General features: G+C 68.1%; 21 protein-coding genes. 11 read left to right on the top strand and 10 right to left on the bottom strand.

What is annotated here, in order from left to right:
• Nucleotide 1 precedes the first annotated feature (1 nt).
• Both QZM67_RS04690 and QZM67_RS04685 read left to right on the top strand, forming a co-directional pair.
• Nucleotides 2–3,175, top strand: a complete 3,174-nt coding sequence (locus QZM67_RS04690) for an efflux RND transporter permease subunit (protein WP_301800981.1) — start codon at nucleotides 2–4, stop codon at nucleotides 3,173–3,175.
• Nucleotides 3,172–4,695 carry an efflux transporter outer membrane subunit gene (locus QZM67_RS04685; RefSeq protein WP_301800979.1) on the top strand — a complete coding sequence of 508 codons (1,524 nt, stop codon included), beginning with the start codon at nucleotides 3,172–3,174 and terminating at the stop codon, nucleotides 4,693–4,695. Before QZM67_RS04690 ends, QZM67_RS04685 begins: the two co-directional genes overlap by 4 nt.
• Before the next feature lie 60 nt (nucleotides 4,696–4,755).
• Here QZM67_RS04685 and aceE read toward each other — a convergent pair whose 3' ends face one another.
• Entirely contained in the window at nucleotides 4,756–7,449 is a 2,694-nt protein-coding gene (gene aceE / locus QZM67_RS04680; RefSeq protein ID WP_301800978.1) for a pyruvate dehydrogenase (acetyl-transferring), homodimeric type, read from the bottom strand.
• A 173-nt stretch (nucleotides 7,450–7,622) separates the two neighbouring features.
• Here aceE and QZM67_RS04675 point away from each other — a divergent pair, with 173 nt between their 5' ends.
• A complete protein-coding gene (locus tag QZM67_RS04675) occupies nucleotides 7,623–8,078 on the top strand; it encodes a MarR family winged helix-turn-helix transcriptional regulator (protein WP_301800977.1) in 456 nt (151 codons plus the stop codon).
• An 18-nt stretch (nucleotides 8,079–8,096) separates the two neighbouring features.
• On the opposite strand, the gene QZM67_RS04670 is transcribed toward QZM67_RS04675, so the two are convergent.
• Entirely contained in the window at nucleotides 8,097–9,215 is a 1,119-nt protein-coding gene (locus QZM67_RS04670; protein ID WP_301800976.1) for a pyruvate dehydrogenase, read from the bottom strand.
• 104 nt (nucleotides 9,216–9,319) lie between these two features.
• Between QZM67_RS04670 and QZM67_RS04665 the strand changes: the two genes are divergently transcribed.
• Together QZM67_RS04665 and QZM67_RS04660 are read left to right on the top strand one after the other, a co-directional pair.
• Nucleotides 9,320–9,967: a glutathione S-transferase family protein gene (locus QZM67_RS04665; RefSeq protein WP_301800975.1), complete on the top strand. Its 648-nt coding sequence runs from the start codon at nucleotides 9,320–9,322 to the stop codon at nucleotides 9,965–9,967.
• Between the two features lie 202 nt (nucleotides 9,968–10,169).
• Complete coding sequence (locus tag QZM67_RS04660; RefSeq protein ID WP_301800974.1) at nucleotides 10,170–11,687, top strand: cytosine permease; 1,518 nt, start codon at nucleotides 10,170–10,172, stop codon at nucleotides 11,685–11,687.
• Between the two features lie 174 nt (nucleotides 11,688–11,861).
• Here the strand turns inward: QZM67_RS04660 and QZM67_RS04655 are convergent, their stop codons facing one another.
• The 3 genes from QZM67_RS04655 to QZM67_RS04645 form a co-directional block, all read right to left on the bottom strand.
• Entirely contained in the window at nucleotides 11,862–12,617 is a 756-nt protein-coding gene (locus QZM67_RS04655; protein ID WP_301800972.1) for a glucose 1-dehydrogenase, read from the bottom strand.
• A gap of 35 nt (nucleotides 12,618–12,652) precedes the next feature.
• A complete protein-coding gene (locus QZM67_RS04650; protein WP_301800971.1) occupies nucleotides 12,653–13,189 on the bottom strand; it encodes a VOC family protein in 537 nt (178 codons plus the stop codon).
• 181 nt (nucleotides 13,190–13,370) lie between these two features.
• Complete coding sequence (locus QZM67_RS04645) at nucleotides 13,371–14,264, bottom strand: LysR family transcriptional regulator (RefSeq protein ID WP_043179636.1); 894 nt, start codon at nucleotides 14,262–14,264, stop codon at nucleotides 13,371–13,373.
• A gap of 131 nt (nucleotides 14,265–14,395) precedes the next feature.
• Here QZM67_RS04645 and QZM67_RS04640 point away from each other — a divergent pair, with 131 nt between their 5' ends.
• From QZM67_RS04640 to QZM67_RS04630, 3 genes are read left to right on the top strand one after another with little or no spacing between them, the layout of a single operon-like run.
• Entirely contained in the window at nucleotides 14,396–15,727 is a 1,332-nt protein-coding gene (locus QZM67_RS04640) for an MFS transporter (protein WP_301800970.1), read from the top strand.
• Nucleotides 15,728–15,734: 7 nt separating this feature from the next.
• On the top strand, nucleotides 15,735–16,832 hold the full coding sequence (locus QZM67_RS04635; protein ID WP_301800968.1) for a M14 family metallopeptidase: 1,098 nt from the start codon (nucleotides 15,735–15,737) through the stop codon (nucleotides 16,830–16,832).
• Nucleotides 16,833–16,891: 59 nt separating this feature from the next.
• Nucleotides 16,892–18,037: a porin gene (locus tag QZM67_RS04630; RefSeq protein ID WP_301800967.1), complete on the top strand. Its 1,146-nt coding sequence runs from the start codon at nucleotides 16,892–16,894 to the stop codon at nucleotides 18,035–18,037.
• 19 nt (nucleotides 18,038–18,056) lie between these two features.
• Here the strand turns inward: QZM67_RS04630 and QZM67_RS04625 are convergent, their stop codons facing one another.
• Nucleotides 18,057–18,974 carry a LysR family transcriptional regulator gene (locus QZM67_RS04625; protein ID WP_301800966.1) on the bottom strand — a complete coding sequence of 306 codons (918 nt, stop codon included), beginning with the start codon at nucleotides 18,972–18,974 and terminating at the stop codon, nucleotides 18,057–18,059.
• Between the two features lie 323 nt (nucleotides 18,975–19,297).
• On the opposite strand from QZM67_RS04625, the gene QZM67_RS04620 reads away from it, so the two are divergent.
• From QZM67_RS04620 to QZM67_RS04610, 3 genes are all read left to right on the top strand, one after another.
• Nucleotides 19,298–20,614 carry an MFS transporter gene (locus QZM67_RS04620; RefSeq protein ID WP_301800965.1) on the top strand — a complete coding sequence of 439 codons (1,317 nt, stop codon included), beginning with the start codon at nucleotides 19,298–19,300 and terminating at the stop codon, nucleotides 20,612–20,614.
• A gap of 156 nt (nucleotides 20,615–20,770) precedes the next feature.
• Nucleotides 20,771–22,021 (top strand): MFS transporter, encoded by a 1,251-nt coding sequence (locus QZM67_RS04615; protein ID WP_301800964.1) that lies wholly within the window; start codon nucleotides 20,771–20,773, stop codon nucleotides 22,019–22,021.
• A gap of 173 nt (nucleotides 22,022–22,194) precedes the next feature.
• Nucleotides 22,195–22,806 carry a cysteine hydrolase family protein gene (locus tag QZM67_RS04610; protein ID WP_175026597.1) on the top strand — a complete coding sequence of 204 codons (612 nt, stop codon included), beginning with the start codon at nucleotides 22,195–22,197 and terminating at the stop codon, nucleotides 22,804–22,806.
• Nucleotides 22,807–22,825: 19 nt separating this feature from the next.
• Here QZM67_RS04610 and QZM67_RS04605 read toward each other — a convergent pair whose 3' ends face one another.
• From QZM67_RS04605 to QZM67_RS04590, 4 genes are all read right to left on the bottom strand, one after another.
• On the bottom strand, nucleotides 22,826–24,451 hold the full coding sequence (locus QZM67_RS04605; protein ID WP_301800963.1) for an amidohydrolase: 1,626 nt from the start codon (nucleotides 24,449–24,451) through the stop codon (nucleotides 22,826–22,828).
• Between the two features lie 108 nt (nucleotides 24,452–24,559).
• A complete protein-coding gene (locus tag QZM67_RS04600; protein ID WP_301800962.1) occupies nucleotides 24,560–24,718 on the bottom strand; it encodes a hypothetical protein in 159 nt (52 codons plus the stop codon).
• 149 nt (nucleotides 24,719–24,867) lie between these two features.
• Entirely contained in the window at nucleotides 24,868–25,683 is an 816-nt protein-coding gene (locus QZM67_RS04595; RefSeq protein WP_301800961.1) for a helix-turn-helix transcriptional regulator, read from the bottom strand.
• A gap of 222 nt (nucleotides 25,684–25,905) precedes the next feature.
• Nucleotides 25,906–26,382: a nuclear transport factor 2 family protein gene (locus tag QZM67_RS04590; protein ID WP_175026691.1), complete on the bottom strand. Its 477-nt coding sequence runs from the start codon at nucleotides 26,380–26,382 to the stop codon at nucleotides 25,906–25,908.
• Nucleotides 26,383–26,670: the final 288 nt, after the last annotated feature.

The following is a 26,670-nucleotide window of genomic DNA, read 5'->3' as shown; positions in this document are numbered from 1 at the left end:
CATGGATTTCTCCCGATTCTTCATCGACCGGCCGATCTTCGCGGTCGTGCTGTCGATCGTCATTTTCGCGATCGGCCTGATCTCGATTCCGATGCTGCCGGCCGGCGAGTACCCGGAAGTCGTGCCGCCGAGCGTCGTCGTGCGGGCGACATACCCGGGCGCGAACCCGAAGGAAATCGCCGAATCGGTCGCCGAACCGCTGGAAGAGGCGATCAACGGCGTCGAAGGCATCATGTACATGAAGTCGGTCGCCGGTTCCGACGGCAGCCTGCAGGTCGTCGTCACGTTCCTGCAGGGCGTCGATCCCGACACGGCCGCCGTGCGCGTGCAGAACCGCGTGAGCCAGGCGCTGTCGCGCCTGCCCGACGAGGTGCGCCAGTACGGCGTGACCACGCAGAAGCAGTCGCCGACGCCGCTGATGTACGTGAGCCTTTATTCGCCGGACAACAGCCGCGATTCGCTGTACCTGCGCAACTACCTGACGCTGCATGTGAAGGACGAGCTGTCGCGGCTCACCGGCATCGGCGACGTCGGCGTGTACGGCTCGGGCGACTACGCGATGCGGCTGTGGCTCGACCCGAACCGGCTCGCGTCGCGCGGGCTGACCGCGAGCGACGTGATTGCCGCCGTGCGCGAGCAGAACGTGCAGGTGTCGGCCGGCCAGCTCGGCGCGGAGCCGTCGCCGAAGAAAAACGACTTCCTGCTGTCGATCAACGTGCGCGGCCGGCTGCGCACGGCGCAGGAGTTCGGCGACATCGTGCTGCGCAACGGCGGCGACGGCCAGGTCGTGAAACTGTCCGACGTCGCGCGCATCGAGCTCGGCGCGGGCGATTACACGTTGCGCTCGTATTTCAACAACAAGCATTCGGCCGTGGTCGGCATCTTCCTGTCGCCGGGCGCGAACGCGCTGGAGGTCGCGAAGGCCGTCTATGCGAAGTTCGACGAACTGTCGAAGCGCTTCCCGCCCGGCGTCGCGTTCCGACCCGTGTGGGATCCGACAGTCTTCGTGCGCGAATCGATCCGCGCGGTGCAGCACACGCTGATCGAGGCCGTCGTGCTGGTCGTGCTCGTCGTGATCCTGTTCCTGCAGACCTGGCGCGCGTCGATCATTCCGCTCGTCGCGGTGCCCGTGTCGGTGGTCGGCACGTTCGCGTGGCTCTATCTGCTCGGCTATTCGATCAACACGCTGACGCTGTTCGGGCTCGTGCTTGCGATCGGGATCGTCGTCGACGATGCGATCGTGGTCGTCGAGAACGTCGAGCGCAACATCGCTCAGGGGCTGAGCCCGCGCGACGCCGCGCATCAGGCGATGCGCGAGGTGTCGGGGCCGATCGTCGCCATCGCGCTCGTGCTGTGCGCGGTGTTCGTGCCGATGGCGTTCATGTCCGGCGTCACGGGCCAGTTCTACCGGCAGTTCGCGGTGACGATCGCGATCTCGACGGTGATCTCCGCGATCAACTCGCTGACGTTGTCGCCCGCGCTCGCGGCGAAGCTGTTGCGTCCGCACGGCGCACCGAAGGATGCGCTCACGCGCGGGCTCGATCGCGCGTTCGGCTGGCTGTTCCATCCGTTCAACCGCTTCTTCGACCGCAGTTCCGATCGCTATCACGGCTTCGTTGGCCGCACGCTGAAGCGGCGCGGGGCGGTGTTCGCGGTCTATACGGCGCTGCTCGCGGCGACCGCGCTGCTGCTCAACGCGGTGCCGGGCGGCTTCATCCCCGTGCAGGACAAGCTGTACCTGTTCGCGGGCGCGAAGCTGCCGGAAGGCGCATCGCTCGCGCGCACCAGCGAGGTGACCGAGCAGATGACGAAGATCGCGCTCGGCACCGACGGTGTCGAGATGGTGCCGGCGTTTGCCGGGCTGAATGCGCTGCAGGGCGTGAACACGCCGAACATCACGAACTCGTACGTGATCCTGAAGCCGTTCGATCAGCGCCACCGCAGCGCCGCGCAGATCAACGCGGACCTGAACGCGCGCTTCGCGGCCATCGGCGGCGGCATTACCTATGCACTGATGCCGCCGCCGATCCAGGGCCTCGGCAACGGCTCGGGGTATTCGCTGTACCTGGAGGATCGCGGCGGGCTCGGCTACGGCGCATTGCAGAACGCGCTCACCGCGTTCCAGTCCGCGGTCGCGAAGACGCCGGGGATGAGCTACCCCGTCAGCTCGTACCAGGCGAACATCCCGCAGCTCGAGGTGAAGGTCGACCGCTTGAAGGCGAAGGCGCAGGGTGTCGCGCTGACCGACCTGTTCAGTACGCTGCAGGTTTATCTCGGCTCGATGTACGTGAACGACTTCAACCTGTTCGGCCGCGTGTACCGCGTGATGGCGCAGGCGGATGCCGGCCACCGGCAGACGGCCGCCGACATCGCGAACCTGCGCACGCGCAACGCGAAGGGCGAGATGGTGCCGATCGGCTCGATGGTGACGGTGGCGCCCGCGTACGGGCCCGACCCGGTGGTGCGCTACAACGGTTATCCGGCCGCGAACCTGATCGGCGACGCCGATCCGAAGGTGATGTCGTCGTCGCAGGCGATCGAGAAGCTGCAGCAGATCGCGAAGGACGTGCTGCCGCCGGGCATCACGCTCGAATGGACCGACCTCAGCTACCAGCAGGTCACGCAGAGTAACGCGGCGATCGTCGTGTTCCCGCTCGCGGTGATGCTCGTGTTCCTCGTGCTTGCCTCGCTGTACGAGAGCTGGACGCTGCCGCTCGCGGTGATCCTGATCGTGCCGGTGTGCATCTGCGCCGCGCTGTTCGGCGTGTGGCTGTCCGGTGGCGACAACAACGTGTTCGTGCAGGTCGGTCTGGTCGTGCTGATGGGGTTGGCGTGCAAGAACGCGATCCTGATCGTCGAGTTCGCACGCGAGCTCGAAATCCAGGGCAAGGGCGTGATTGAGTCCGCGCTCGAAGCGTGCAAGCTGCGGCTGCGCCCGATCGTGATGACGTCGGTCGCGTTCATCGCGGGCTCGGTGCCGCTGCTGATCGGCGGCGGCGCGGGCAGCGAAGTGCGGGCGGCCACCGGCATCACCGTGTTCGCGGGGATGCTGGGCGTCACGCTGTTCGGGCTGTTCCTGACGCCCGTGTTCTATGTGGCGATCCGCAAGCTCGCGGGCGGCACACCGGCCGTGTGGAGCGAACACCACGGCACCCTCGAAGGAGAAAACCGATGAGCGCCGCTTTTCGTCTTTCCGCGCTCGCGATGTCGGTGACGCTCGCCGCGTGCGCGGTCGGCCCCGATTTCAAGCGGCCCGACACGGCCACGACCGCGCGGTTCGCGCGCGACGCGCATCCGGCGTCGCCGCGCGATGCGTCGCCGTCCGGTACGACGCCGGATACGCCGCCCGACGCGTCGGCCGATGCCGATGCCACGTTCTGGCGCGGCTTCGGCGATCCGACGCTGACGCAACTGATCGACACGGCGCTCGCGGCGAACCAGGACCTGCAGGTCGCCGTGTCGCGCTACGACGCATCGAATGCGCTGCTGTCGCAGGCCACGTTCGACCGCTACCCGACGATCACCGCGAGCGGGAAGATCGGCCATCAGCTGATGAGCAAGGATCAGGCGTTCGGCGCGCCGCGCAGCCAGCGCGATACGCCGACGTCCAGCGTCGGGATCAATGCGGCGTGGGAACTCGACCTGTTCGGCCGCGTGCGCCGGTCGATCGAGTCGCAGCGTGCGGAAACGGCCGCCAGCGCGGCGGACGTGCGCGCGGTGCGGGTCGCGATCGCTGGCGAGGTGGCGAGCACGTACGTCGATCTGCGCGGCTCGCAGGAGCGGCTGCGGATCGCGCACGAGAACGCCGACAACCAGAAGCAGACGCTCGCGCTGATCAATGCGCGCGTCGGCGCGGGGCGCGGCTCCGAACTCGATGCGGCGCGGGCGCGTGCGCAGTACGAATCGACGACGTCGCGGATCGCCGTGTACGAAGCGGCGATCGGCGTCGACGAGCACCGTCTCGCGGTGCTGACCGGGCAGACGCCGGACGCGCTGAGCGGCCGCTTCGATCTGCCGAAGGCAGCCGCGTCGGCGGGCACGCCCGTGCCGCTGCCGGCGCTGGCCGCCGACATCGATCCCGGCACGCCGGGCGACCTGCTGCGGCGGCGGCCCGACGTCGCGGCCGCCGAGGCGCGGCTGCACGCGGCGACCGCGCGCGTCGGCGTCGCGACGGCCGACCTGTTCCCGCGCTTCACGCTGTCGGGCCTGCTCGGCAGCGCGACGAGCAGCTACGGGTTCTTCCGCGCGGGCAGCGACACGAACCTGATCGCGCTCGGCATCGACTGGTCGTTCCTCGATGTCGGCCGCGTGCGTGCGCGGATCGCCGCGAGCGATGCGGAAGCGGCCGGGCAGCTCGCGCAGTACCGGCAGACCGTGCTCGGGGCGCTGGAGGAAACGGAGAATGCGCTGCTGCGCGCCGCCCGCACGCGTGACGAGACGGACCATCTCGTGCGGGCCGCGACCGACAGCGCGCGCGCCGCGCAACTGGCGCAGGCGCGTTTCTCGGCGGGGGCGATCGACTACTACGAAGTGCTCGACGCGCAACGCACGCTGCTGCAGGCGCAGGATGCGGCGGCCGACGGGCGGATGCGCAGTGCGGCGTCGACGGTGGCGCTGTACAAGGCGCTGGCGGGCGGCTGGCCGTCGGGAACGGGACAGGGCCCGCAAGGCCCGCTCGCGCAGTCGGGGCAGTAGCGCGGGCAGGGCGGTGGCGCGGCAGGCTGGCGCAATCCTGCCTGCCGCGCCACCGCATGACTACACGCTGGCCGGATCGACCTTGTCGATGTCGATGCCGTAGCGCCGGATGGCTTCGCCGACGCGTGTACGCGGAATCGCACCGTCGTCGGCGAGTGCCTTCAGCGCCGCGATCACGATGAAGTGCCGGTCGACCTCGAAGAACGTGCGCAGCGCGTCGCGCGTATCCGAGCGGCCAAAGCCGTCGGTGCCGAGCGACACGAAGCGCCGGCCGTCGACGAACCCGCGGATCTGGTCGCCGACGATCTTCATGTAGTCGGTCGCGACGACCACCGGCCCCGTGCGGCCGTCGAGGCATTGCTGCACGTATGGCACGCGCGGCGCCTGATCCGGATGCAGCAGGTTCCAGCGTTCCGCCGCAAGCCCGTCGCGGCGCAGCTCGTTCAGGCTCGTCGCGCTCCACACGTCGCTCGCCACGCCGAAGTCCTGCGCGAGCAGGTCGCTCGCCGCGAGCACTTCGCGCAGGATCGCGCCGCTGCCCATCAACTGCACGCGCGGTACGTGCTGCATATCGGCCGCCTGTGACGTGCCTTCGCGCAGCAGGTAAAGCCCCTTGAGAATGCCGGCCTCCGCGCCGTCCGGCAGCGCCGGATGCGGGTAGTTCTCGTTGAGCAGCGTGATGTAGTAGTACACGTCCTCCTGTTCCGCGAACATCCGCCGCAGGCCGTCGCGCACGATCACCGCGAGTTCGTACGCATAGGTCGGGTCGTACGACACGCAGTTCGGAATCACCGACGACAGCACGTGGCTGTGCCCGTCGTCGTGCTGCAGCCCTTCGCCCATCAGCGTCGTGCGGCCGGACGTCGCGCCGAGCAGGAAGCCGCGCGTACGCGCGTCGCCGGCCGCCCACGCGAGATCGCCGACCCGTTGCAGCCCGAACATCGAATAGAAGATGTAGAACGGGATCGCCGGCAGCCCGTGATTGCTGTACGCAGTGCCGGCTGCGATCCACGATGCGATCGCGCCCGATTCGTTGATGCCTTCCTGCAGGATCTGCCCGTCCTTCGCTTCCTTGTAGTAGCTGAGCTGGCCCGCGTCCTGCGGCGTGTAGAGCTGGCCGAGATGCGAGTGGATGCCGATCTGGCGGAACAGGCCTTCCATCCCGAACGTGCGCGATTCGTCCGGCACGATCGGCACGACGAGCTTGCCGAGCGCTGGATCCTTCAGCAGCGTGCCGAGGATGCGCACGAACGCCATCGTCGTCGACAACCCGCGCTCACCGCTGTCCTTGAGCTGACCGTCGAACGCGGCGAGCGGCGGCACCGGCAACGGCGCCACCTGGCTGAAGCGGGCCGGCACGTGGCCGCCGAGCGCGGCACGGCGCTCCGCGAAGTAGCGTGCCTCGGCGCTGCCCGGTTCGGGTTTCAGGTAAGGCAGGTCGTCGAGTTGCGCGTCGCTGACCGGCAGCGCGAAGCGGTCGCGGAACGCGCGGACGGCGTCCGCGCTCATCTTCTTCAACTGATGGTTCACGTTCTGGCCTTCGCCGGCTTCGCCCATCCCGAAGCCCTTGACCGTCTTCGCGAGCACGACGGTCGGCCGTCCGTCCGCGCGCATCGCCTGCGCATACGCCGCATGCACCTTTTCCGGATCGTGGCCGCCGCGCGCCAGTTTCCAGATGTCGTCGTCGGACAGATCGGCGACGAGCTCGAGCAGTTCGGGATACTTGCCGAAGAAATGCTCGCGCACGTACGCGCCGCTCTGCGACTTGAAGGTCTGGTAATTGCCGTCGACGCATTCCATCATGCGCTGGCGCAGCAAGCCCGTGGTGTCGCGTTCGAGCAGGCGATCCCAGCCGCCGCCCCAGATCACCTTGACGACGTTCCAGCCCGCCGCGCGGAACGTGCCTTCGAGTTCCTGGATGACCTTGCCGTTGCCGCGCACCGGGCCGTCAAGGCGCTGCAGGTTGCAGTTGACGACGAAGATCAGGTTGTCGAGCCGTTCGCGTCCCGCGAGCGAGATCGCGGCGAGCGATTCGGGCTGGTCCATTTCGCCGTCGCCGAGAAAGGCCCACACCTTGCGCCCCTGATGCGCTTTCAGCCCGCGATATTCGAGGTAGCGCATGAAGCGCGCCTGATACGCGGCCGTGAGCGGCCCGAGCCCCATCGATACGGTGGGGAATTGCCAGAAATCGGGCATCAGGCGCGGATGCGGATACGACGACAGCCCGTCGCGTCCCGCTTCGCGGCCGGTCTCGCGGCGGAAGTAGTCGAGCTGCGCGTCCGTGATGCGGCCTTCCAGGTACGCACGGCCATAGATGCCGGGCGCCGAATGGCCCTGGATGTAGACCATGTCGCCGTCGAACGTATCGGTGCGGCCGCGGAAGAAGTGATCGAAGCCGACGTCGTACAGCACCGCGGCCGACTGGTAGGTCGCGATGTGCCCGCCGACGTTCGAATGCCGGCCCGCGCGCAGCACCATCACCATCGCGTTCCAGCGGATCATCGCGTTCAGGCGCCGTTCGAGCGCGAGATCGCCCGGATAGGCCGGTTGCCGTTCACGCGGCACCGTGTTCACGTACGCGGTCGTCACGCGGCCGTGCAGGTCGCCGTGGCGCGCCGCGTCGAGGTCGGCAAGCTGGTCGAGCAGGTAGTGCGCGCGCGGGCGGCCTTCGAGCGCGATCACGGATTCGAGTGCATCGAGCCATTCGCGGGTTTCCTGCGGGTCGATGTCGGGTAGCGCGAGAGGTGCGGTCATGCAGTGTCTCCAGAAGCATAAGGCTGCGCGGGGCGACGGTCGTGGCGCCGCGACGCGCGACGGAACGCCCGCCGATCGGCGGGCAGATAATTGCAATTGCAATCGTGTGAGGGCAATTGTTATCGAGGTAAAATTTAATTGCAACTGCAATTCAACGAGAGGAACGACCTGACATGAGCGCACCCGAACCCGATCTGTGGTTCTCGTTCGTCCGCGCGCACCGGACGATGATTCGCGAGATCGAGCGCCGCCTCGCGGCGGCCGGCCTGCCGGCCTATGCGTGGTACGACGCGTTGTGGGGGCTCGAAAGCGGGCCCGACGGCACGCGCCGCATGCACGAACTTGCCGACGTGCTCGCGATCGAGCGTTACAACCTGACGCGCCTCGTCGACCGGCTCGAGCAGGACGGGCTTGTCACGCGCGCGCGTTCGGCGGACGACGGCCGTGCCGCGTACGCGAGCATCACCGACAAGGGGCGGGTGCTGCGCAAGAAGATGTGGAAGGTGTACCAGTCGACGGTCGCGGAGCTCTTCCTCGATCAGTTCGGCGGCAAGGAGCAGGCGGCGATGGCCGCCGCGCTCGACCGCGCGACCGCCGCGGCGCGCGACGCGGCGGCCGACGCGAAGTAGCGGCGGCGGGCCCGCGCGTCAGTCGCTCGCATAGCGGCGCATCGCCTGCGCGGCCCAGTCGGCCGGCACGCGGCCGTCGTCGGCCAGCAGGCGAAGCGCGACCGCGGCGATCCAGCGTGCATTCGGCGCGCGCGTGGCGGGGCCCGGGCCGGCCAGATCCGCGCCGAGCGCCGCAAAGCGGGCCGGTACGAACGCGCCGATCTGCGCGGCGACGTGCCCCGCGTAACCCGTCACCGCAAGCACCGGTATGCGGCTGTCGCCGATGCATCGGCGCACATGCGCGATCTGCGGTTCGTCGTGCGGGTGCAGCAGGTTCCACCGGTCGGCCGCGTGACCGTCGCGGGCGAGCTGCGTGTAGCTCGGGCAGCTCCAGATCGTCGAATCGACGCGCCAATCGTCGTGCAGCAGATCGGCCGCCTCCATCACCTGCGCGAGCGTGCTGCCCGCGCCGCACAGCCGGATCTGCGCGGTCGCGCCGGCTGCCGTGCGCCGGCCGGCCCGCACCATGCCGCTGAACGCATCGCGGGCCGCCGTGGCCGACAGCGGCTTCGCACCGGGCACCGGGTCGTCGTGGCTCGCGAGGTAGCAGAATCCCGGCTGGCCGGCGACATAGAGCGTGCGCAACGCGTGGCGCAGGATCGCGATCGCCTCATGCCCTGAAGCCGGATCGTACGGCGTGCACGCGGGGTTCGCGGCCAGCCAGTGCGGGACGTCGGGCGTCACGCCTTTCGGCCAGGACGACGCGATCGTTTCGGCATCGTTCACGAAGATCCCGCGATCGACGGTTTCGACCGACGCCAGCCGCAGCCGGTCGGTCGCGCGTGCGTGCAGCAGGTACAGAAGCGGCCGCTCGAACCGTTTGCGCGCATCGAGAAACCGCAGCGGCCATGCACTGATGCGGCGCTGCGCCCCCGCGTCCGCAACCGGCTCCCGCGCATCGGCGCGCACGATCCAGACGCGTTCCGAGGTCGTCTCATCGCGTTCGAGGCAATCGGCGGCCGCGCGCATCGCGCCGAGCGGCGATACCGCGCGGCCACGCGGCGCGAGTCGCTGCGTGATCAGCCTGTCGAGGCAGGCCGCCGCGGCGCGGTGGGTGTCGGGTGTCCGCACGGGCGGACCGGGTCGCGCAGTCTGCATGTCCCTCCTTCGAGTACTGGCATGTCGCCGGGTTATCGGTTCCGGCATAGAATTGCAATTGCAACGATTGTAGTTGCAACTATAACCGGAAGACAAGGACCGACATGATCTCGACGCACCCCCTCACGTTCTATACGGCCGACACGCCGAACGGGCACAAGGTTGCCATTTACCTGGAAGAGGCCGGGCTCGCGCACGATCGCGTGCACGTGAACCTGTCCGCCGGCGAGCAGCGCAGCGCGGCGTTCCTCGCGATCAACCCGAACGGCAAGATCCCGGCCATCGTCGACCGCGACATCGGGCTGACCGTGTTCGAATCCGGCGCGATCCTGAGCTATCTCGCCGCGAAGACGGGCTTTCTGCATCCCGACACGCTGGCCGAGCGTACGGCCGTCCAGCAATGGCTGCACTTCCAGATCGGCGGGATCGGGCCGATGCTCGGCCAGCTCTGGTGGTTCCTGCATGCATCGAAGACGGTCAATGCGGAAGCGCTCGAGCGCTACCGGAACGAGGCGCGGCGTCTCTATGGGGTCGTGAACGGCCGCTTGGCGGAATCGGCGTATCTCGCGTCGTCGCGCTACTCGATTGCCGACATCGCCGCGTTCCCGTGGTTGCGCGCGGCGGCCGAGCTCGGTATCGATCTGGCCGGCTACCCGCACGTCGAGCGCTGGCTTGCCGGCATCGAGGCACGGCAGGCCGTTCAGCGGGGCCTGACGGCGTGCCGCGCGCCGGCGGCGGAGGGCGCGCACTGACGTCGCATCGCCCGCGCCATACGGATGGCGCGGGCGCCGGCCGCTGGCCTGCCGGGAAACATTGTTCTCCTTCGTCGTAAACGTCTCGAATGCGTGATATTTGCGCCGCGCGATCCGGTTTAGAGTGGCCGCGAATCGATGACGATGTGTCGTATCGCCGCAGTCACGGGCCATACAGATGCACCAGAGGAGTGGGAGACAAATGAGTGAAGGCAGGATTACGCAGGTCGAGTCGTTCGGTTTCGAGCGCATTCCCGATGTATCGCGCTATGCACGGCCGATCGATCTGTTCAGGTTGCTGTTCGGCGGCTGCAATACGTTTTCAACATCGGTGCTCGGCAGCTTTCCCGTGCTGGTCGGGCTGTCGTTCAAGGCGGGTGTCTGCGCGATCGTGCTCGGCGTGCTCGCCGGCACCTGCATCCTTGCGCCGATGAGCCTGTTCGGCCCGCGCAACGGTACGAGCGACCCCGTGTCGTCCGGCGCGCATTTCGGCATCCACGGCCGGATCGTCGGCTCGTTCCTCGCGCTGCTCACGTCGATCGCGTTTTTCTCACTCGCGGTGTGGAGCTCGGGCGATGCGCTCGTCGGCGGTGCGCACAACATGGTCGGCGTGCCGGTCAACGGCTTCACGCTCGGCGCGGCGTACATGGTGTTCGCGGTGCTCGTGCTGATCGTCTGCATCTATGGCTTCCGCTTCATGCTGTGGGTCAACAAGATCGCCGTGTGGGCCGCGAGCGTGCTGTTCGTCGCGGGCCTGTTTGCATTCGCCGGCCTGTTCGACATGAGCTATGCCGGCACGGTGCAGCAGGGCAGCGCGGGCTTCTGGGCCGCGTTCGTCGGTGCAGTGCTGGTCGCACTGAGCAACCCGGTATCGTTCGCGTCGACGCTCGGCGACTGGGCGCGCTACATCCCGCAGAGCACCCCGAAGCATCGCGTGATGGGCGCCGTGTTCGCTGCGCAGATCGCGACTTTCGTGCCGTTCTTCTTCGGCCTCGCGACTGCGACGATCATCGCGACGAAGGCGCCCGCGTTCATCGCGTCGAACGACTACGTCGGCGGCCTGCTCGCGATCTCGCCGCGCTGGTTCCTGTTGCCGATGTGCCTGATCGCGATCATCGGCGGGATGTCGACCGGTACGACCGCGCTGTACGGCACCGGCCTCGACGTATCGAGCATGTTCCCGCGACTGCTGAACCGCGTGCGTGCGACGCTGCTGATCGGCACGATCGCGATCGCGTTCATCTTCGTCGGCCGTTTCTGGTTCAACCTCGTCGAAAGCGTCGCGACGTTCTCCACGCTGATCGATACGTTCAGTTGCCCGTGGATGGCGATCATGGTGATCGGCTACGTGACGCGGCGCGGCTACTATCTCGCGGACGACCTGCAGGTGTTCAACCGCGAGCTGCGCGGCGGCCATTACTGGTTCACGCACGGCTGGAACGTGCGCGCGATGGGCGCGTGGCTGCCGGCGGCGTTCGTCGGTCTGTCGTTCGTGAACCTGCCGGGCCAGTTCGTCGGGCCGCTCGGCAACCTCGCGGGCGGGCTCGACCTGAGCGTGCCGGTGTCGCTGGTGATGGGCGGGATGCTGTATTTCGCGCTGCTGACGCTGTACCCGGAACCGGACGGCGTGTACGGGCCGCACGGGCGCCGCTTCGTGCGCGGCGGCAGGCAGGCGGCGCGCAGCGTCGGCGCGCCGGCGATCCAGCCGAAGGGGTACTGAGCGACGCGGGGCGTGTCGCTCCGCACATGACGATGCCGCCGCGCGGGAGGGCCGCCGGCGGCATTGTCGTTTTCTGGTGCGGGAAGGCCGTACTTTTCACTCGGTGGCCCGCACACGAAAGCGAAAACGAAGACGCCCGCCGGGTTGGCGGGCGTGCGTCGACCTGGATGCGTGTCAGTGGAACGAACTGCCCGCGAGCATCCCGCCGTCGACGATGAATTCCGATCCCGTGCAGTACGCGGATTCGTCGGACGCGAGGAACAGCACGAGGTTCGCCACTTCGTCGGGCTTGCCGATGCGCGCGATCGGCAGGCCGCTGTAGATCGACGACGGATCGAAGTCCGCGAACTCGGGCGGGCGCGCCATCACCGTATCGATGCCGCCCGGGTGCACCGAGTTCACGCGAATGCCGTAGCGGCCGAATTCGAGCGCGGCGGCCTTGGTCATCCCGCGCACCGCGAATTTGCTGGACACGTATGCGCTGCCGCCCGCGACGCCTTCCATCCCGGCCGTCGACGACACGTTGACGATCGAGCCGCCGCCTGCCGCCTTCAGCGCACCAAGCGCCGACTTCATGCCGAGCCAGCAGCCGACCTGGTTCACGTCGATCACCTTGCGATAGTCGTCGAGCGAACACGCTTCGATCGGCACGAGCTTCAGGATCGCCGCGTTGTTCACGAGGATGTCGAGCCGTCCGAACTGCGCGAGCGTCGCATCGACGGCAGTCTGCCAGTCGGCTTCGCTGGTCACGTCGAGATGCTGGAAACGTGCGGCGTCGCCGAGCTCGGCCGCGACGCGCCGGCCGGCGTCATCCAGCACGTCGGCGATCACCACGCGCGCGCCTTCGGCAACGAACCGGCGCGCTTCCGCTTCGCCCTGGCCGCGGGCACCGCCCGTGATCATGGCCACCTTGCCTTCGAGTCGTTTCATGCTGTTTGCTCCTGTGCGTGAGAGTAAGAGGGGGCTTACGCGGAGGTGCCCGCCGCGTCGATGATGCGAACCGGATCGGTGCCGTCCCAGGCGCGGGCTTCTGCGATGCCGTGCGCGATCACGTCGCGCATGCCGGCACCTTCGATGACTTCGACGCGCACGCCGGGATCGTCGGCGTCGTCGAGATACGCGACGCGCGTGGCGGGGTTGCGTGCTTCAAACACGACACGTAGGCCACGGGACGTGAGCCGTGCGAGCGCGGCATCGAGATCGCCGACGACCCACGCGACGTGATGCAATCCGACGAGCGGCTGCCCATGCGCATCGCGGTACGGCGACGACGTGTCGCTCGTTACGTGAATCAGTTCGATCTGCAGATCGCCGCGATACGCGAGCCCGACGTCCATCGTGATCGTCACCGGTGCGCCGAGATGATGGCCGTCGAGGCGCACGTTGCGAAATACGGTCCACGGGCCGACGTCGTGGCGTTCGCGCCAGCGCGCGATGCTGCGGTCGAGATCGGCGACCACGTAGCCGATCTGGTCGATGGGGCCGAGGACTGGGTCGTTCATGGCGTCTCCTTGGCGGACGCACGTGTGCGTGCCGCGCGATGAATGACTGCCATGTTCGCAACAAAGCGCGCGCTTCGTGCCGTCCAAACGGACTAGCTGCGAGGCACGGCCAAGGCGTAGCGCCGATGGGGCGTTCGGCGTCCTGGTGACGCCGGTTCGCGCGAAGGCAGGGCGTGGGGCGTCAGCGCGCCACGAGGAGGTCGCGCACGCAGTCGACGAATTGCGCGGCGGCCGGCGTCAACGCGCTGCCGCGGCGCTGGATCGCGCACATCTGCAGTTCGGGCATCGGATCGTCGAGCGCCACGCGGCGGATGCCCATCCGCTGGAACACCTCATTCGCGAGCGGTTCGACGAAGAAGCCGACATGATCCATCTGCGCGACGAGCGCGAGCGCGGTCGAGATCGAATCGCCGTGCACGACGTGTGCCGGCACGGGCAGCCCGAACGAGCCGAACAGCCATTGGGTGGCCGACATCGGATCGTTGCCGTCGCCGGGCAGCACCCATTCGGCGTCAAGAAAATCGCGTACGTTGCGCCGGTTGCGCAGCGGATGCTTGTTGCGCACGCCGAGCACGAGCTGCACGGGCGCGAGCGGCTCGCTGACGAAATCGTCGTCGAGCGATTGCGGATCGACATGCATGATCGCGAAGTCGGTCTGCGCGTCACGCAGCCTCGCGAGCGTGCCGGGGAGACCCGATTCGGTGACGTGCACCGTCACGCCGGGGCGCCGTTCACGCAGCAGCCTGTAGGCCGGTACGAAGATCGTCTGCGCGAACGACGTGCTGACCGCGACACGAATGTGGCCGAAGTTGCCGTCGCGCAGCTGCACGATCTCATCGCGAGCGCGCTGCATGTCGTCGAGCAGCAGGCGCGCACGCGGCAGCAGTGCGGCGCCGTACTCGGTGAGCACGATGCCCTTGACGCTGCGCTCGACGAGCGGCGCGCCGATCTCGCGCTCCAGTTCGCGGATGATCTTCGTGACGGCCGGCGCCGACACGCCGAGCTGGCGCGCGGCGCCGCGGATGCTCATCTGTGCGGCCACGGCCACGAATGCATGCAGCTGGTTCGGTTTCACGAGGCGCTCCGGGGGTGTAAACCAAATGGCAACGAGTGTAATGGATTGTTGTCTTTTCGGGTAACACGAGCCCGCCTAGAATGCGTCGCATACAACCGGTGCGATACAGCACCACGAAGGAGACACCCGTGATGGCACCCCAACCGCAGTCCGGCGCCGACGTGCGCCGGACGATCCTCGCGACGACCGTCGGCAACGCGCTCGAATACTTCGATTTCACGGTCTACGGCTTCCTCGCGTTCATCATCGGCAAGCTGTTCTTCCCGTCGTTCGACACGGCCGGGCAGTTGCTGCTGGCAGTCGGCACATTCGGGGCCGGCTTCGTGATGCGGCCGCTCGGCGGCGTCGTGATCGGCGCATATGCCGATCGTGCGGGGCGCAAGCCGGCGATGGTGCTCACCATTTTCCTGATGGCGCTCGGCTGCGGGATGATCGCGGTGATGCCGACCTATGCGCAGATCGGCGTGGCTGCGCCGATCCTGATCGTCGTCGCGCGGTCGATCCAGGGCTTCTCGGCCGGCGGCGAATTCGGTGCGTCGACGACCTTGCTCGTCGAGCATGCGCGGCCGCGCACGCGTGGCTACATGGCGAGCTGGCAGTTCGCGAGCCAGGGGCTCGGCGTGCTGACGGCTGCGCTGACGGTCGCGATCCTGTCGTTCGCATTGACGCCCGACGCGCTCGAACGCTGGGGCTGGCGCGTACCGTTCGCGCTCGGGATGCTGATCGCGCCGGTCGGCGCCTACATACGCCGCCGGCTCGAGGAAACGCATTCGGGCGATAGCGCGCGGCCCGCGCCGGGCGGCGCGCGGCGCAGCGGTCGCGTCGCGACGCTCTGCCGCGAGCACGGGCGCGCGGTCCTCGTCGCGATCACGATCACGATGGGCGGTACGGGCGCATCGTACGTCGTCAGCTTCTACATGCCGACCTATGCGATCCACGAACTCGGGATGAGCCCGGCCGTCGCGCTGTCGGCCGCCGCGCTGACGGGCGCGCTGGCATTCGGATGCGCGCCGCTGGTCGGGCGCTGGTCGGACCGCGTCGGCCGCAAGCCGTTGATCGTCGCGGGGCGGATCGCGCTCGTGCTGCTGATCTATCCGGCGTTCGCGTGGCTGAAGGCGTCGCCGACGCCCGCCGTGCTGTTCACGGTGGTCGGCCTGCTGACCGTCGTGCTCGCGATCCAGGCCGTGCCGAGTATCACGATCCTGCCGGAGATGTTTCCCGAATCGGTGCGCGCGACGGGCATGTCGCTCGTGTACAGCGTGGGGGTCGCGATCTTCGGCGGTTTCGCGCCGTTCATCAGTACGTGGCTCGTCAACGCGAGCGGCAACAAGGTGGCGCCGGCCTGGTACCTGATCGTGGTCGCGCTCGTGTCGATGGCCGGCCTGCCGTACCTGCGCGACCGCACCGGTGAAACGATCGACAGTCCCGCCGTTTCCGGCGTTTCCTCCTACTCGAAGGTCTGACCATTCCATGGAATCTACCGCCGTTACCCGCCATTTTTCCGGCACCTATGCCGAAGCCCGCCAGAAGTTTCTCGACGCCGCCGCGCACCGTCGCGCGACGCTCGAGTCGTTCGTGCTGCCCGAGCTGCGGGGTGCGCTCGGCGAAGCGCTGGCGATCGACGTGGCAGGCCTCGGCATGGCCGATGCCGAGCGGCTGCTGATCGTCAGTTCCGGCACGCATGGGCCCGAAGGCTTCTGCGGGTCGGGCTGCCAGGTCGCGACGCTGTTCGACGACGACCTGATCGGGCGGCTGGCGCGTGCCGGTGTCGGGCTGCTGCTGATTCATGCGGTCAATCCGTACGGTTTCTCGTACCTGCAGCGCACCAACCAGGACAACGTCGACCTGAACCGCAACCACATCGATTTCAGCGCAGCGCTGCCGGCCAACGACGCGTATCCGGAGATCGACCGCCTCGTGCTCACGGAAACCTGGCCACCGTCGCCTGACGACGAGCGGGCGCTGGCCGATTACATCGCGCGACACGGCAAGCTCGCGTATCACGGCGCGCTGAGCGGCGGCCAGTATGCGACACCCGACGGGATGTTCTTTGGCGGGCGCGAACCGGCCTGGAACAACCGCACGATGCGCACGATCCTGCGCGAGCGCGCGGCACACGCGAACACGATCGCATGGATCGACGTGCATACGGGCCTCGGGCCGCGCGGCCATGGCGAGAAGATCTACGCGGGCCGCAACGTCGCCGCCGAACTCGCGCGCGCCCGCGCGTGGTGGGGCGCCGACGTCGTCGCGCCGTTCGACGGCGAATCCGAATCGCCGGGTGTGTCGGGGCCCGTCGCGTCGATCGCGCATGACGAGTGCCCGCACGCGGATGCGGCGCTGATGGCACTCGAATTCGGCACGTTGCCGTTCGACGACGTGATCAACCGGCTGCGTGCGTCGCACTGGCTGATCCGGCATCCCGATGCGCCGGCCGAACTGAGGCGCGACATTCTCCAGCGAATCCGCGACGCGTTCTACGGCGATGACGACGTCTGGAAGGGCGCGGTCTGGGGGCAGGCGCGAGCCGCGCTGCTGCAGGCGCTGATGGGGTTGGCCGCCGCGTAAGGGCGGGAAGGCGGCATGCGCCGCCTGTTCAATCATAAGAATATTATTGAGGAGATCTGATGAAAATCAACGGCATCATCGCGGCGGCCGCGACAGCATCCTTCGCCATCGCCGCGCACGCGCAGAATTCGGTCACGCTGTACGGCACCATCGACAACGGCGTGAACTACGTCAGCAACATGGGCGGCGGCAAGGCGATCCAGGCCGTATCGGGCACGCTGTACGGAAACCGCCTCGGTTTCAGGGGTAGCGAGGATCTGGGCGGCGGGTTGAAGGCGATCTTCACGCTGGAGAACGGCTACGACGCGAACACGGGGCGGCTCGGGCAGGGCGGCCTGATGTTCGGCCGCCAGGCGTTCGTCGGCCTGACCGGCGCGTTCGGCACCGTCACGCTTGGCCGCCAGTACGACGAGCTGAGCGGCGAATATCTCGGCCTGCTGGCGGCCGGCTGCAATTTCACCGGCTATCTCGGCGCGCATGCGGCTGACGTCGACAACCTGAACGACACGGCGCGCATCAACAACGCGATCAAGTACAAGACGCCGGATTTCTACGGGTTCTCGATGGCCGCGCTATACGGATTCGGTGGCGTGCCGGGCAGTTTCTCCTCGAACCGGGCGATCAGCGTCGGCGCGCGCTACGAGCGCGGCCCGCTGACGCTCGACGCCGCGTACGAGACCGTCAACAACCCGGCCGTGACGCTGTGGGGCGCGAGCGCGAACGCGGCGCTGAACGCGGCGTTCTCGACTGCGCTGCCCACGCCGATCTGGGGCGGCTACCAGTCAGCATCGAGGCTGCAGATCTTCGGAGCAGGCGGCAGCTATGGCGTCGGCAATGCGACGTTCCGATTCGTGTACACCAATACGCGTTTCCAGAACATCGTGCAGACGCTGAATACGGGGTACCGCGGCAAGGCAGCATTCGACAACTACGAGGCCAACGTCACGTACCTCGTCACGCCGGCCGTGTCGCTCGGCGCCGCGTACACGTACACGGCGGCGCCCGATGCGAAGTATCAGCAGTTCAATGTCGGCGCGCAGTATTTCCTGTCGAAGCGCACGACGCTCTACATGGTCGGCATCTACCAGCATGCGTCCGGGCTCGACTCGTACGGCCGGCAGGCCGTCGCACAGATCAACCAGACGACACCGTCGTCGACCGCCAATCAATTGCTGATGCGGCTCGGCTTGCTCGTCAAATTCTGATGTCGGGCGCCGCGACGCGCTACCGCGCGTTCGGCCCCTTGACCGTCAGCCGGCACACCGTCGCCAGTGCGAGCAGGTTCGGGTCGCGTTCGCGCCGATGCAGGAAGCTCAGGCCGATCGTCTGGCGGATCGCCGGCCCGGCGAGCGGCACGAGCGCGATCTTGTGCGCGAACAGGTCGCGCACGCGGCCGGGCAGCAGCGAGCAGCCGACGCCGCCCGACACGAGGTTGATCAGCGAGAAGATGTCGCCTACCCGCATCACGACGTTCGGCGCGATGTCGGCCGCGCGAAACGCTTCCGTGAAGCCGTGATGCGTCGCGAAGCCTTCGCCGAGCGACACGAACGGCGCGTCGCCGCACCTACGGAGATCGATGGCGTCATGCTGCGCGTACGGCGAGTCGATCGGCGCGGCGAAGAACATCTCGTCCTCGAACAGCGCAATCGATTCGATCTCGGCGTCCGGTTCGGGCAGCGCCATCAGCGTCGCGTCGATCGCACCTTGCCGTAGCTTGTCGAGCAGGTCGGCGTTCGAGCCGAGCACGAGCTCGGCCTGCAGCTCGGGGCGGCGCTCCTTCAACGCGATCACGACTTCGGGAACGGTGCGGATCGTCAACGAGTAGAGCGAACCGATCTTCAACTGGCCGGCGCCGTAGCCGGCCGCCTCACGCGTCGAGCGGATCCCGTCGGTCATCGTCTTGAGCACTTCGCCCGCGACTTCGGCGAGCACTTGCGCGGCGTCGGTCGGAATCAGGTTCCGCCCCTCGTGGCGGAACAGCGCGCAGTGCATCCCTTCCTCGAGCGTGTGCAGCGCGCGGTGCACGCTGACCGTGCTCACGCCCAGCGCCTCGGCGGCCTTCGCGAGACTGCCGGCTTCCATGAAGGCGAGCAGCACCTCGAGCTTGCGGAACGTGATCTCTTCGTTGATGCGGTTGCGCATGATGCGGACGACGGGAAGGGCGGCCGACGATTCTGCCGCAGAACCGGGGATGCAACAATGCGCGAATTTCCGGGGTTTTCGTGTGATGGAGCCCGGCGGGGAAACATTTAATCTCCGGCTAATCATCCGCCGCGGGCGTTAATTGATGCGGGTTTTCGGTATCCCTATGATCGTTTCACGCCGGTCGTGCGCGCGGGCCACGAGATTTCGATGGTGCGGGCCCGTGCCACATCGGCCGGCGATACGAACAGCCGGTTCGCCCATGCCAGCCACGGAAGGCGGCACGCATGCGGCGCGGCGCCATGAGACTGCAGGAGACAAGCATGCACGACTCACGTCGGAACGCACGGCATCGGCAGGTGGTTGCCGCTGTCGTCGGCAATACCCTCGAGTGGTACGACTTCATCGTTTACGGTTTCTTCTCCGGCATCATCGCGCGGCTGTTCTTTCCCGCCGAGAGCCAGTACGCGTCGTTGCTGATGTCGCTCGCGACCTTCGGCGTCGGCTTCTTCATGCGCCCGGTGGGCGGCATCCTGCTCGGGCTCTATGCGGACCGCAAGGGCCGCAAGGCCGCGATGCAGCTCATCATCTTCCTGATGACGCTGTCGATCGCGCTGATCACGTTTGCGCCGTCGTACGCGGTGATCGGCCCGGCGGCGCCGGTCCTGATCGTCGTCGCGCGGCTGCTGCAGGGGTTCGCCACCGGCGGCGAATACGCGAGCGCGACTGCGTTCCTCGTGGAAAGCGCGCCGGAAAACCGGCGCGGGCTGTATGGATCGTGGCAACTGATCGGCCAATGTCTCGCGGTGTTCTCGGGTGCTGCGATGGGCGCGTGGGCCACGCAGTCGCTGTCGGAGGCGGCGCTGCACAGCTGGGGCTGGCGCGTGCCGTTCGCGCTCGGGCTGCTGATCGGGCCGGTCGGCCTGTGGATCCGCAGGCACATGGAGGAGACCGAGGCGTTCCTCGACGCCAGCAAGTCGGCCGTCGAGCCGCCGGCGAGCGTGTCGCGCGTGCTGCGCGACAACCTGCGCGGCGTGCTGGTGTCGATGGGGCAGACGATCACCGGCACGGCCGTGTTCTACGTGATGCTCGTCAACATGCCGACATTCGTGCACAAGACCTTCGGGTTGCCGCTCGACCAGGTCTTCAAGGTGCAGATGGCGGCGGTTGCGCTGCTGACGGTGACGATTCCGGTCGCCGCGCTGGTGTCCGACCGCATCGGCCGGCGTCCCGTGCTGATCACCGGTTCGCTGGCGCTGCTGACGGTCACGTATCCGCTGTTCACGTGGCTGGCTGCGGCGCCGGGCATCGGGCGCCTGCTCGTGATGCAGCTCGTGATCTGCACGATCATCGGCATCTGCTACGGGCCCGCGCCGACCACGCTCGCCGAGCAGTTCGCGACGCGTTCGCGCTCGACCGGCATCGCGCTCGCCTACAACGTCGCGGTGATGGTGTTCGGCGGCTTCGCGCCGTTCATCGTCACGTGGCTGACGCACGCGAGCGGATCGCCCGTCGCACCTGCGTGGTACGTGCTGTTCGCGGCGTCGTTCGGGCTGCTCGCGAGCGTGTTCATGCATGACGGTGCGCCGTGCGTGCTCGCACGCCGGCAGTTTCAGGGCGAGCCGTTGAGCGTCAAATAGCGGGCGTGGCCTGCCGCCCACACCGGTGCCCCATCGGCGCGGGCGACAGGCAGGGTATGGGCGCGGCCGATGCTTAGCATCGCGGGCGGCGGCCTACCGCGGCCGCCGCCCGATCGATACGCTTGGGCGATCATCCACTCTGTCCGGAAGGTCGCCATGTCCCGGCTCGATTACAAGTTGCTCGGCCCCTGCCTGCTCGCGATCGCGATCGACGCGATGGGATTCGGGCTCGTCTATCCGATGATGTCCGCGATCTTCAGCGATCCGCACGCGGGCATCCTGCCGGCCGACGCCGGTGCGCACGCGCGCAATTTCTACCTCGGTCTCGGCTACGGGATCTACCCGTTGTGCATGTTCTTCGGCTCGTCGCTGATGGGCGACCTGTCCGATCGTTACGGCCGCCGCAGGATCCTGCTGCTGTGCTTGCTCGGCCTCGCGGCAGGCTACGCGATGATGGCGGCCGGCGCATGGCATGCGAGCGTCGCGCTGTTGCTGGCCGGCCGCGGGCTCACCGGGCTGATGGCCGGTTGCCAGGGCATCGCGCAGGCCGCGATCACCGACCTGAGCACGCCGGAGAACAAGGCGTACAACATGAGCATCATGTCGCTCGCGTTCAGCGCGGGCGTGATCGTCGGCCCGGTGCTCGGCGGCGTCACGTCCGACCACACGATTTCACCGCTGTTCGATTACGGCACGCCGTTCGTGCTGGTTGCCGCGCTGTCGCTGGTCTGCGCGTGCTGGACCTGGACGTCGTATCGCGATTCGGCCGCGCCGCGCGGCGACACGCGCATCGATCCGCTGCTGCCGCTGCGAATCATCGGGGAGGCCGCGCGCCAGCGCAACGTCGCGTTCCTGTCGGTGGTGTTCTTCCTGATGCAGGTCGGCTATGGGCTCTACCTGCAGACCATCATGCTGCTGCTGCAGGCGAAGTTCGGCTACACGAGCGCGCGGCTCGGGTTGTTCAGCGGCGTGATCGGCCTCTGCTTCGTGTTCGGCCTGCTGTTCGTCGTGCGGCGGATGCTGCGCGTGTGGCGCGTGGTCGACATCGCGAAGACGGGCCTGCTCGTCGCGGGCGTCGGCCAGGTCCTGTCCGCGCTGTTCCCGCACGAGCCGGTGCTGTGGGCGCTCGCGATGGTGGTCGGCTGCTTCGACATGGTCGCGTATACGACGATGTATACGGCGTTCTCCGACGCGGTCAGTGAAGACCGGCAAGGCTGGGCGCTCGGTGTTGCGGGCTCGGTGATGGCCGTCGCGTGGGTCGTGACGGGCGCGCTCACGAACCTGCTGCCCGTGTTCGGCGAGATCGGCCTGCTGCTGATCGGCGGCGCGGGCTTCCTGCTCAGCTTCGCGATGATGGTCGCGTATGGCCGCACGCAGCCGGGCGCGCGAACGGCCGCGCTGTCGTAGGTGGTTTGCACGTTGGCCCGATCCTGTCGGACGTTGTCCTGCGCGCCGCTGTCGCGCCAGGCCGCGCGGCCCGACACTGGCGCCTCGCGTCCCGGGAGCATCCGGGCCGCGTCCGGCGGCGCCGGCTGGCCCGGCGCGCCGTTCCTTCGACAGGCCAACCGAGAGAGCGACCCATGCAACATCCGACCATCCGTACCCTGGCGGGCGCGAGCGCGCCGACGTCGATCGCCGCCGCCCGCACCGCGCTGCTGGTGATCGATTTCCAGAATGAATACTTCAGCGGCCGCCTGCCGATTCCGGAGGGGCCGCGCGCGCTGGGCAATGCGCAGCGCGTGATCGCGTTTGCCGACCGCGCGGGCATTCCGGTGTTTCACGTCCAGCACGTCGATGCGGCCGACGGCCCGATCTTCGCGGACGGCAGCGACGGCTTCCGCTTCCACGCGGACCTGCAGCCGGCACCGCATCACACGGTGGTGAAGAAGACGTCGGTGAGCGTGTTCCCGACGACGGACATCGATGCGCGCCTGAAGGCGGCCGGTATCGACACGTTGATCGTCACGGGCCTGATGACGCATGCATGCGTCGCCGGTGCGGCACGCGATGCGGTGCCGCTCGGCTACGCGGTGATCGTCGTCGACGACGCATGTGCGACACGCGACCTCGACATCGCGGATGGCGGCACGGTATCGCACCGCGACCTCCATCGCGCGACGCTGGCCGCGCTGTCGGACACGTTCGGCGACGTGCTGACGACCGAGCAGGTGCTGGCGCTCAACGTCGCCTGACGGCCGCCGGGGGCGTGCTTCAGTCGGCCCAACCCGGTGCGGCGTACACGACTTCGCCGCGGAAGCACGTCTCGATCACGCGGGTTTGCGCGAAGGTCTCGACCGGGTGCGCGAACGGATTGCGGTCGAGGATCGCGAAGCTCGCGTCCTTGCCCGCTTCAAGCGAACCCGTGCAGTCGTCGAAGCGCAGCGCATACGCGGTGTTGACCGTATAGGCTTCGAGCATCGTGAGCAGGTCGAGGCGTTCGTGCGGATTCCACGGCGGGCTGTCGGGCTGGTCGATCAGCAGGTGCGTGACGCCTGTCTGGATGATCTGCATCGGGTCCATCGTGCTGACCGACCAGTCGGAGCCGGCCGCGAGCATCGCGCCCGCGTTGCGCAGGCTGCGGAACGGATAGTTGCGCGCGGTGCGTTCCGCGCCGAGCAGGTCGCGATAGAGCTGCTGCTGCTCCTCGCGCGCGGCCGTCCAGAGGGTCTGGACGCTGGCGATCGCGCCGAGCCGGTTGAAACGGCTCATGTCGGCCGGATCGACAATCTGCAGGTGCGCGAGCTGCGCGCGCCGGTCGCGCATGCCGTTGCGGATCTGGACATATTCGAGCGCGTCGAGCGTCATGCGCACCGCGCGGTCGGCGAGCGTGTGGAAGTGCAGGTCGAAGCCGGCCGCATCGGCGAGCAGGCAGATTTCGTTCAGCGCGTCCTGGCTCCACAGCGCGAGGCCGCAGTCGTCGGTGCCGGCGTACGGCTCGAGCAGCGCGGCGGTTTTCGATTCGGGCACGCCGTCGACGAAGATCTTCACCGTATGCAGGCGCAGGTTGTCGCATTCGTACTCGCGACGCCATCTGGCGAAGCGCTCGATCTGCTCGCGCGGATCGCGGCGCGGGTTCGCATAGAGGCCGGCGCTCATGTACACCTTCAGCGTGCCCGCGCGCTGCGCGTCGGCATATGCCTTGAGTTCGGCCTCCTCGACGCGAGCATCGAACCAGCCGGTGATGCCGTACCCGTGGGCCATCGCGTGCGCTTTCGCGAGCGACTTCGGGTAGCCGGCCGGGCTCAGCTGCGGAATGATCGGGCAGACGCGGTAGAACGCTGCTTCGTGCACGACGCCGTTCGGCGCGCCGGACGCATCGCGCTCGTAAACACCGCCGGCCGGATCGGGCGTGTCGGCGTGGATGCCGGCCGCTTCGAGGCCCTTCGTATTGAGGCAGCCGCTGTGCACGTCGAAGCCGACCACGAGCAGCGGCCGGTCGGGCACGATCCGGTCGAGCAGCTCGCGGGTCGGATACGCGCCGAAGGCGGCCAGGTTGGCACCGCCGAGATAGACCCACGGTTCGTCCGGCGTCGCATCGGCGCATGCGCGGATCCGCTGCAGGATCGCGTCGGGATCGTTGACGCCGGACAGGTCGAAGTCGCCGAGGATCTGGTGGCCTTCGAGCGGGTGCACGTGGCCGTCGATCAGGCCCGGCAGCATCAGCCTGCCGGTCAGGTCGACGACGCGCGTCGCGGGGCCGGCCAGCGGGCGGATGTCGTCGTCGCGGCCGACGGCGACGATCTTGCCGTCCTGGATGGCGAGCGCCTGCGCGAAGCGGCGCTGCGCGTCGCCCGTGTAAAGCAGGCCGTTCAGATAGACGGTATCGGCGTGTTGCATGTGTCTCCTCCGGATGGGGGCAGATCGACGGGCGCACGTGTCCGGCGGGCGGGCCGAGTGGCTCGTCCGGTCGCGTGTACCCGGTCGGGTTGGAATGGGATGGGGCGGCTAGGTGCCGGTGCGGCGCGGCAGGCGCGGCGATGCGTCTTGGAGCGGGCCGGCTGCTGCCGGAGCGTCATGCCGATCTCGCCGCCCGGTCAGCGTCGGCAGGTCGATGGGCGACGCGCGCGCGGCCGTGCGGGCCGGCGTCCATCCGGTATTCGGCATTCCGTGTCTCCGTGATATCCGACGCGTTCCTGTGGTCGGGTGAGTCAGATACTAGGAGCGGGGCGGCCGACTGTCTGTCATCGTTTTGAGGACAAGGCGCGACAAAGGCGGCGGGGGCGGGGGGCGTCGCAGCGATACGGAAGCGTCATCTAGTGACTGCGATCCTCCGGCGCTTCCTCTTCGGTCACGCACCACGCGAACAGCCCGGCCCGGTTCGCGACGCCGAGCTTCGCGAGCGCGCGCCCGAGATAGGTGCGCACGCTGCTCGGCTTGAGCGCGAGCGTATCGGCGATCTGCGGGACGGGTTGCCCTTGCAGCACTGCGCGGCACACGAGCCGTTCGCGCTGCGACAGCGCCGCGCCGCAGGCCGACAGGCGCTGTTCGAACCGCTGCAGCAGTGCGCCGTCGTCCGAGCGCGGCGTCAGGCGGGCGAGCCGCGCATGCTGGATCAGGAGCGGCAGCACGAAATCGCCGAGCTGGCGCAGCAGCGCCAGCTCGGCCAGCGTATAGGACGGCTGGCCGCGCCGGCGGAACAGCGAGAACGCATAGACATAGTCGCGCTCGCTGCCGAGCAGCGTGCAGTCTTCGCCGAGTTCGCCGAGCGCGAAATGGCGGCCGTATTCGGTCGCCGTGTCGATTTCCTCGTTGCACGAGAACACGAGCTGCGAATCGGTGGCGCGCTCGATATGCGGGAGCAGCGTGTCGGTGCGCCAGTCGCCCTGTGTATACAGATCGAGCGCGTGGCGCGTGCCGTCGGGATCGTCGCCGCCCGCGAAGAACAGCACGTCGACGCTGTCGATCGATTGCGACGGCGCGTCGCGACGGTAGCGCGTCGCGACGCTGTAATGCGACTGCGGATCGACAGTTTCGCGCAGCCACGCCCAAAGCCGGGCGGGAAACTGCGGACTGCCGAGGCTGGCGACCAGGTCGCCGGCATTGCTGAGGGAAATATGGGCGGGGCTCATCGTTGACACCGTCTTCGCGAACGGCCGCCCGTGCCGGCCGTGCTTCGCACACGACGGCCCGCCGGCGGCGGTGCGGTCATGCGGGACGGAGGCCGGCGCGGCGGCGAAGCTCGATTGTAGGGGACTTCGCCGCCGCGGGGCATGTGCGCTTGCGCGGCGGGCGGCCGATCGTCCGTCGACGGGCGGCGCGCTTCGTTGCGCACCGCGTTCCGCCCCGGCGTGTCAGAACATCGTGTTCGCGTTCGCGGCCGTTTCGGGCACCGGCTGGATCACGTCCCAGTGTTCGACGATCTTGCCGTCCTTCACGCGGAAGATGTCGACGACGGCTTCGCCACGGTCGCCCGGACGCTCGGTTGCATGCACGTGCAGGTAGACGAGGTCGCCGTCGGTTGCGCTGCGCACGATGCGTGCGCGCGATGCCGGGTTCTTCTGGAAGGCGCCGACGAAGTACGACACGAACGGCTTCTTGCCGTCCGGCACGTGCGGGTTGTGCTGCTTGTAGTCGTCCGCGACGACGGCGGCGGCCTCGACCGCTTCGTGCTTGTTGAAGAAGCGGTCGTAGAACGTCAGTACGAGTTGGCGGTTGGCTTCCTCGGCGGCCAGGTCGCGGGTGGCCGGGCCGGCCGCCAGCGCGGCCGTCGACGCGGCCAGCAGGACGAGCGCGGCAACGGCGCGAACGGGGGAGCGGAGCAATGGCATGTAGCGGGTTCCTTGTCTGACGAAGCGTGGGTTGGTGCGCGATGCGCGACGGCGGGTTGACGCGGCCGTGCCGATCGGCGGGAGAAGGGGCCTGGTTGCGGATGCATGTACCTGATCGACGCGACGGATTCGCCGCCCGGTCCGTAACGTCACGGTATGGGCGGGGCGAGGTCGCACGTCGTCATCATGCTTCGTTCAACTGGCGAATCCGCGCGGCTGTCGGGCCGATCGAATGGTACAGTTGCCGCGAACCCGTCACAAGAAGTCAGCGTGGTGTGAACAGGTCAC

The sequence above is a fragment of the Burkholderia sp. AU45251 genome (assembly GCF_030482905.1).
In the GTDB taxonomy this organism is placed as follows: Bacteria; Pseudomonadota; Gammaproteobacteria; order Burkholderiales; family Burkholderiaceae; genus Burkholderia; species Burkholderia aenigmatica.
This window is presented reverse-complemented; position numbering and strand designations above follow the sequence as displayed.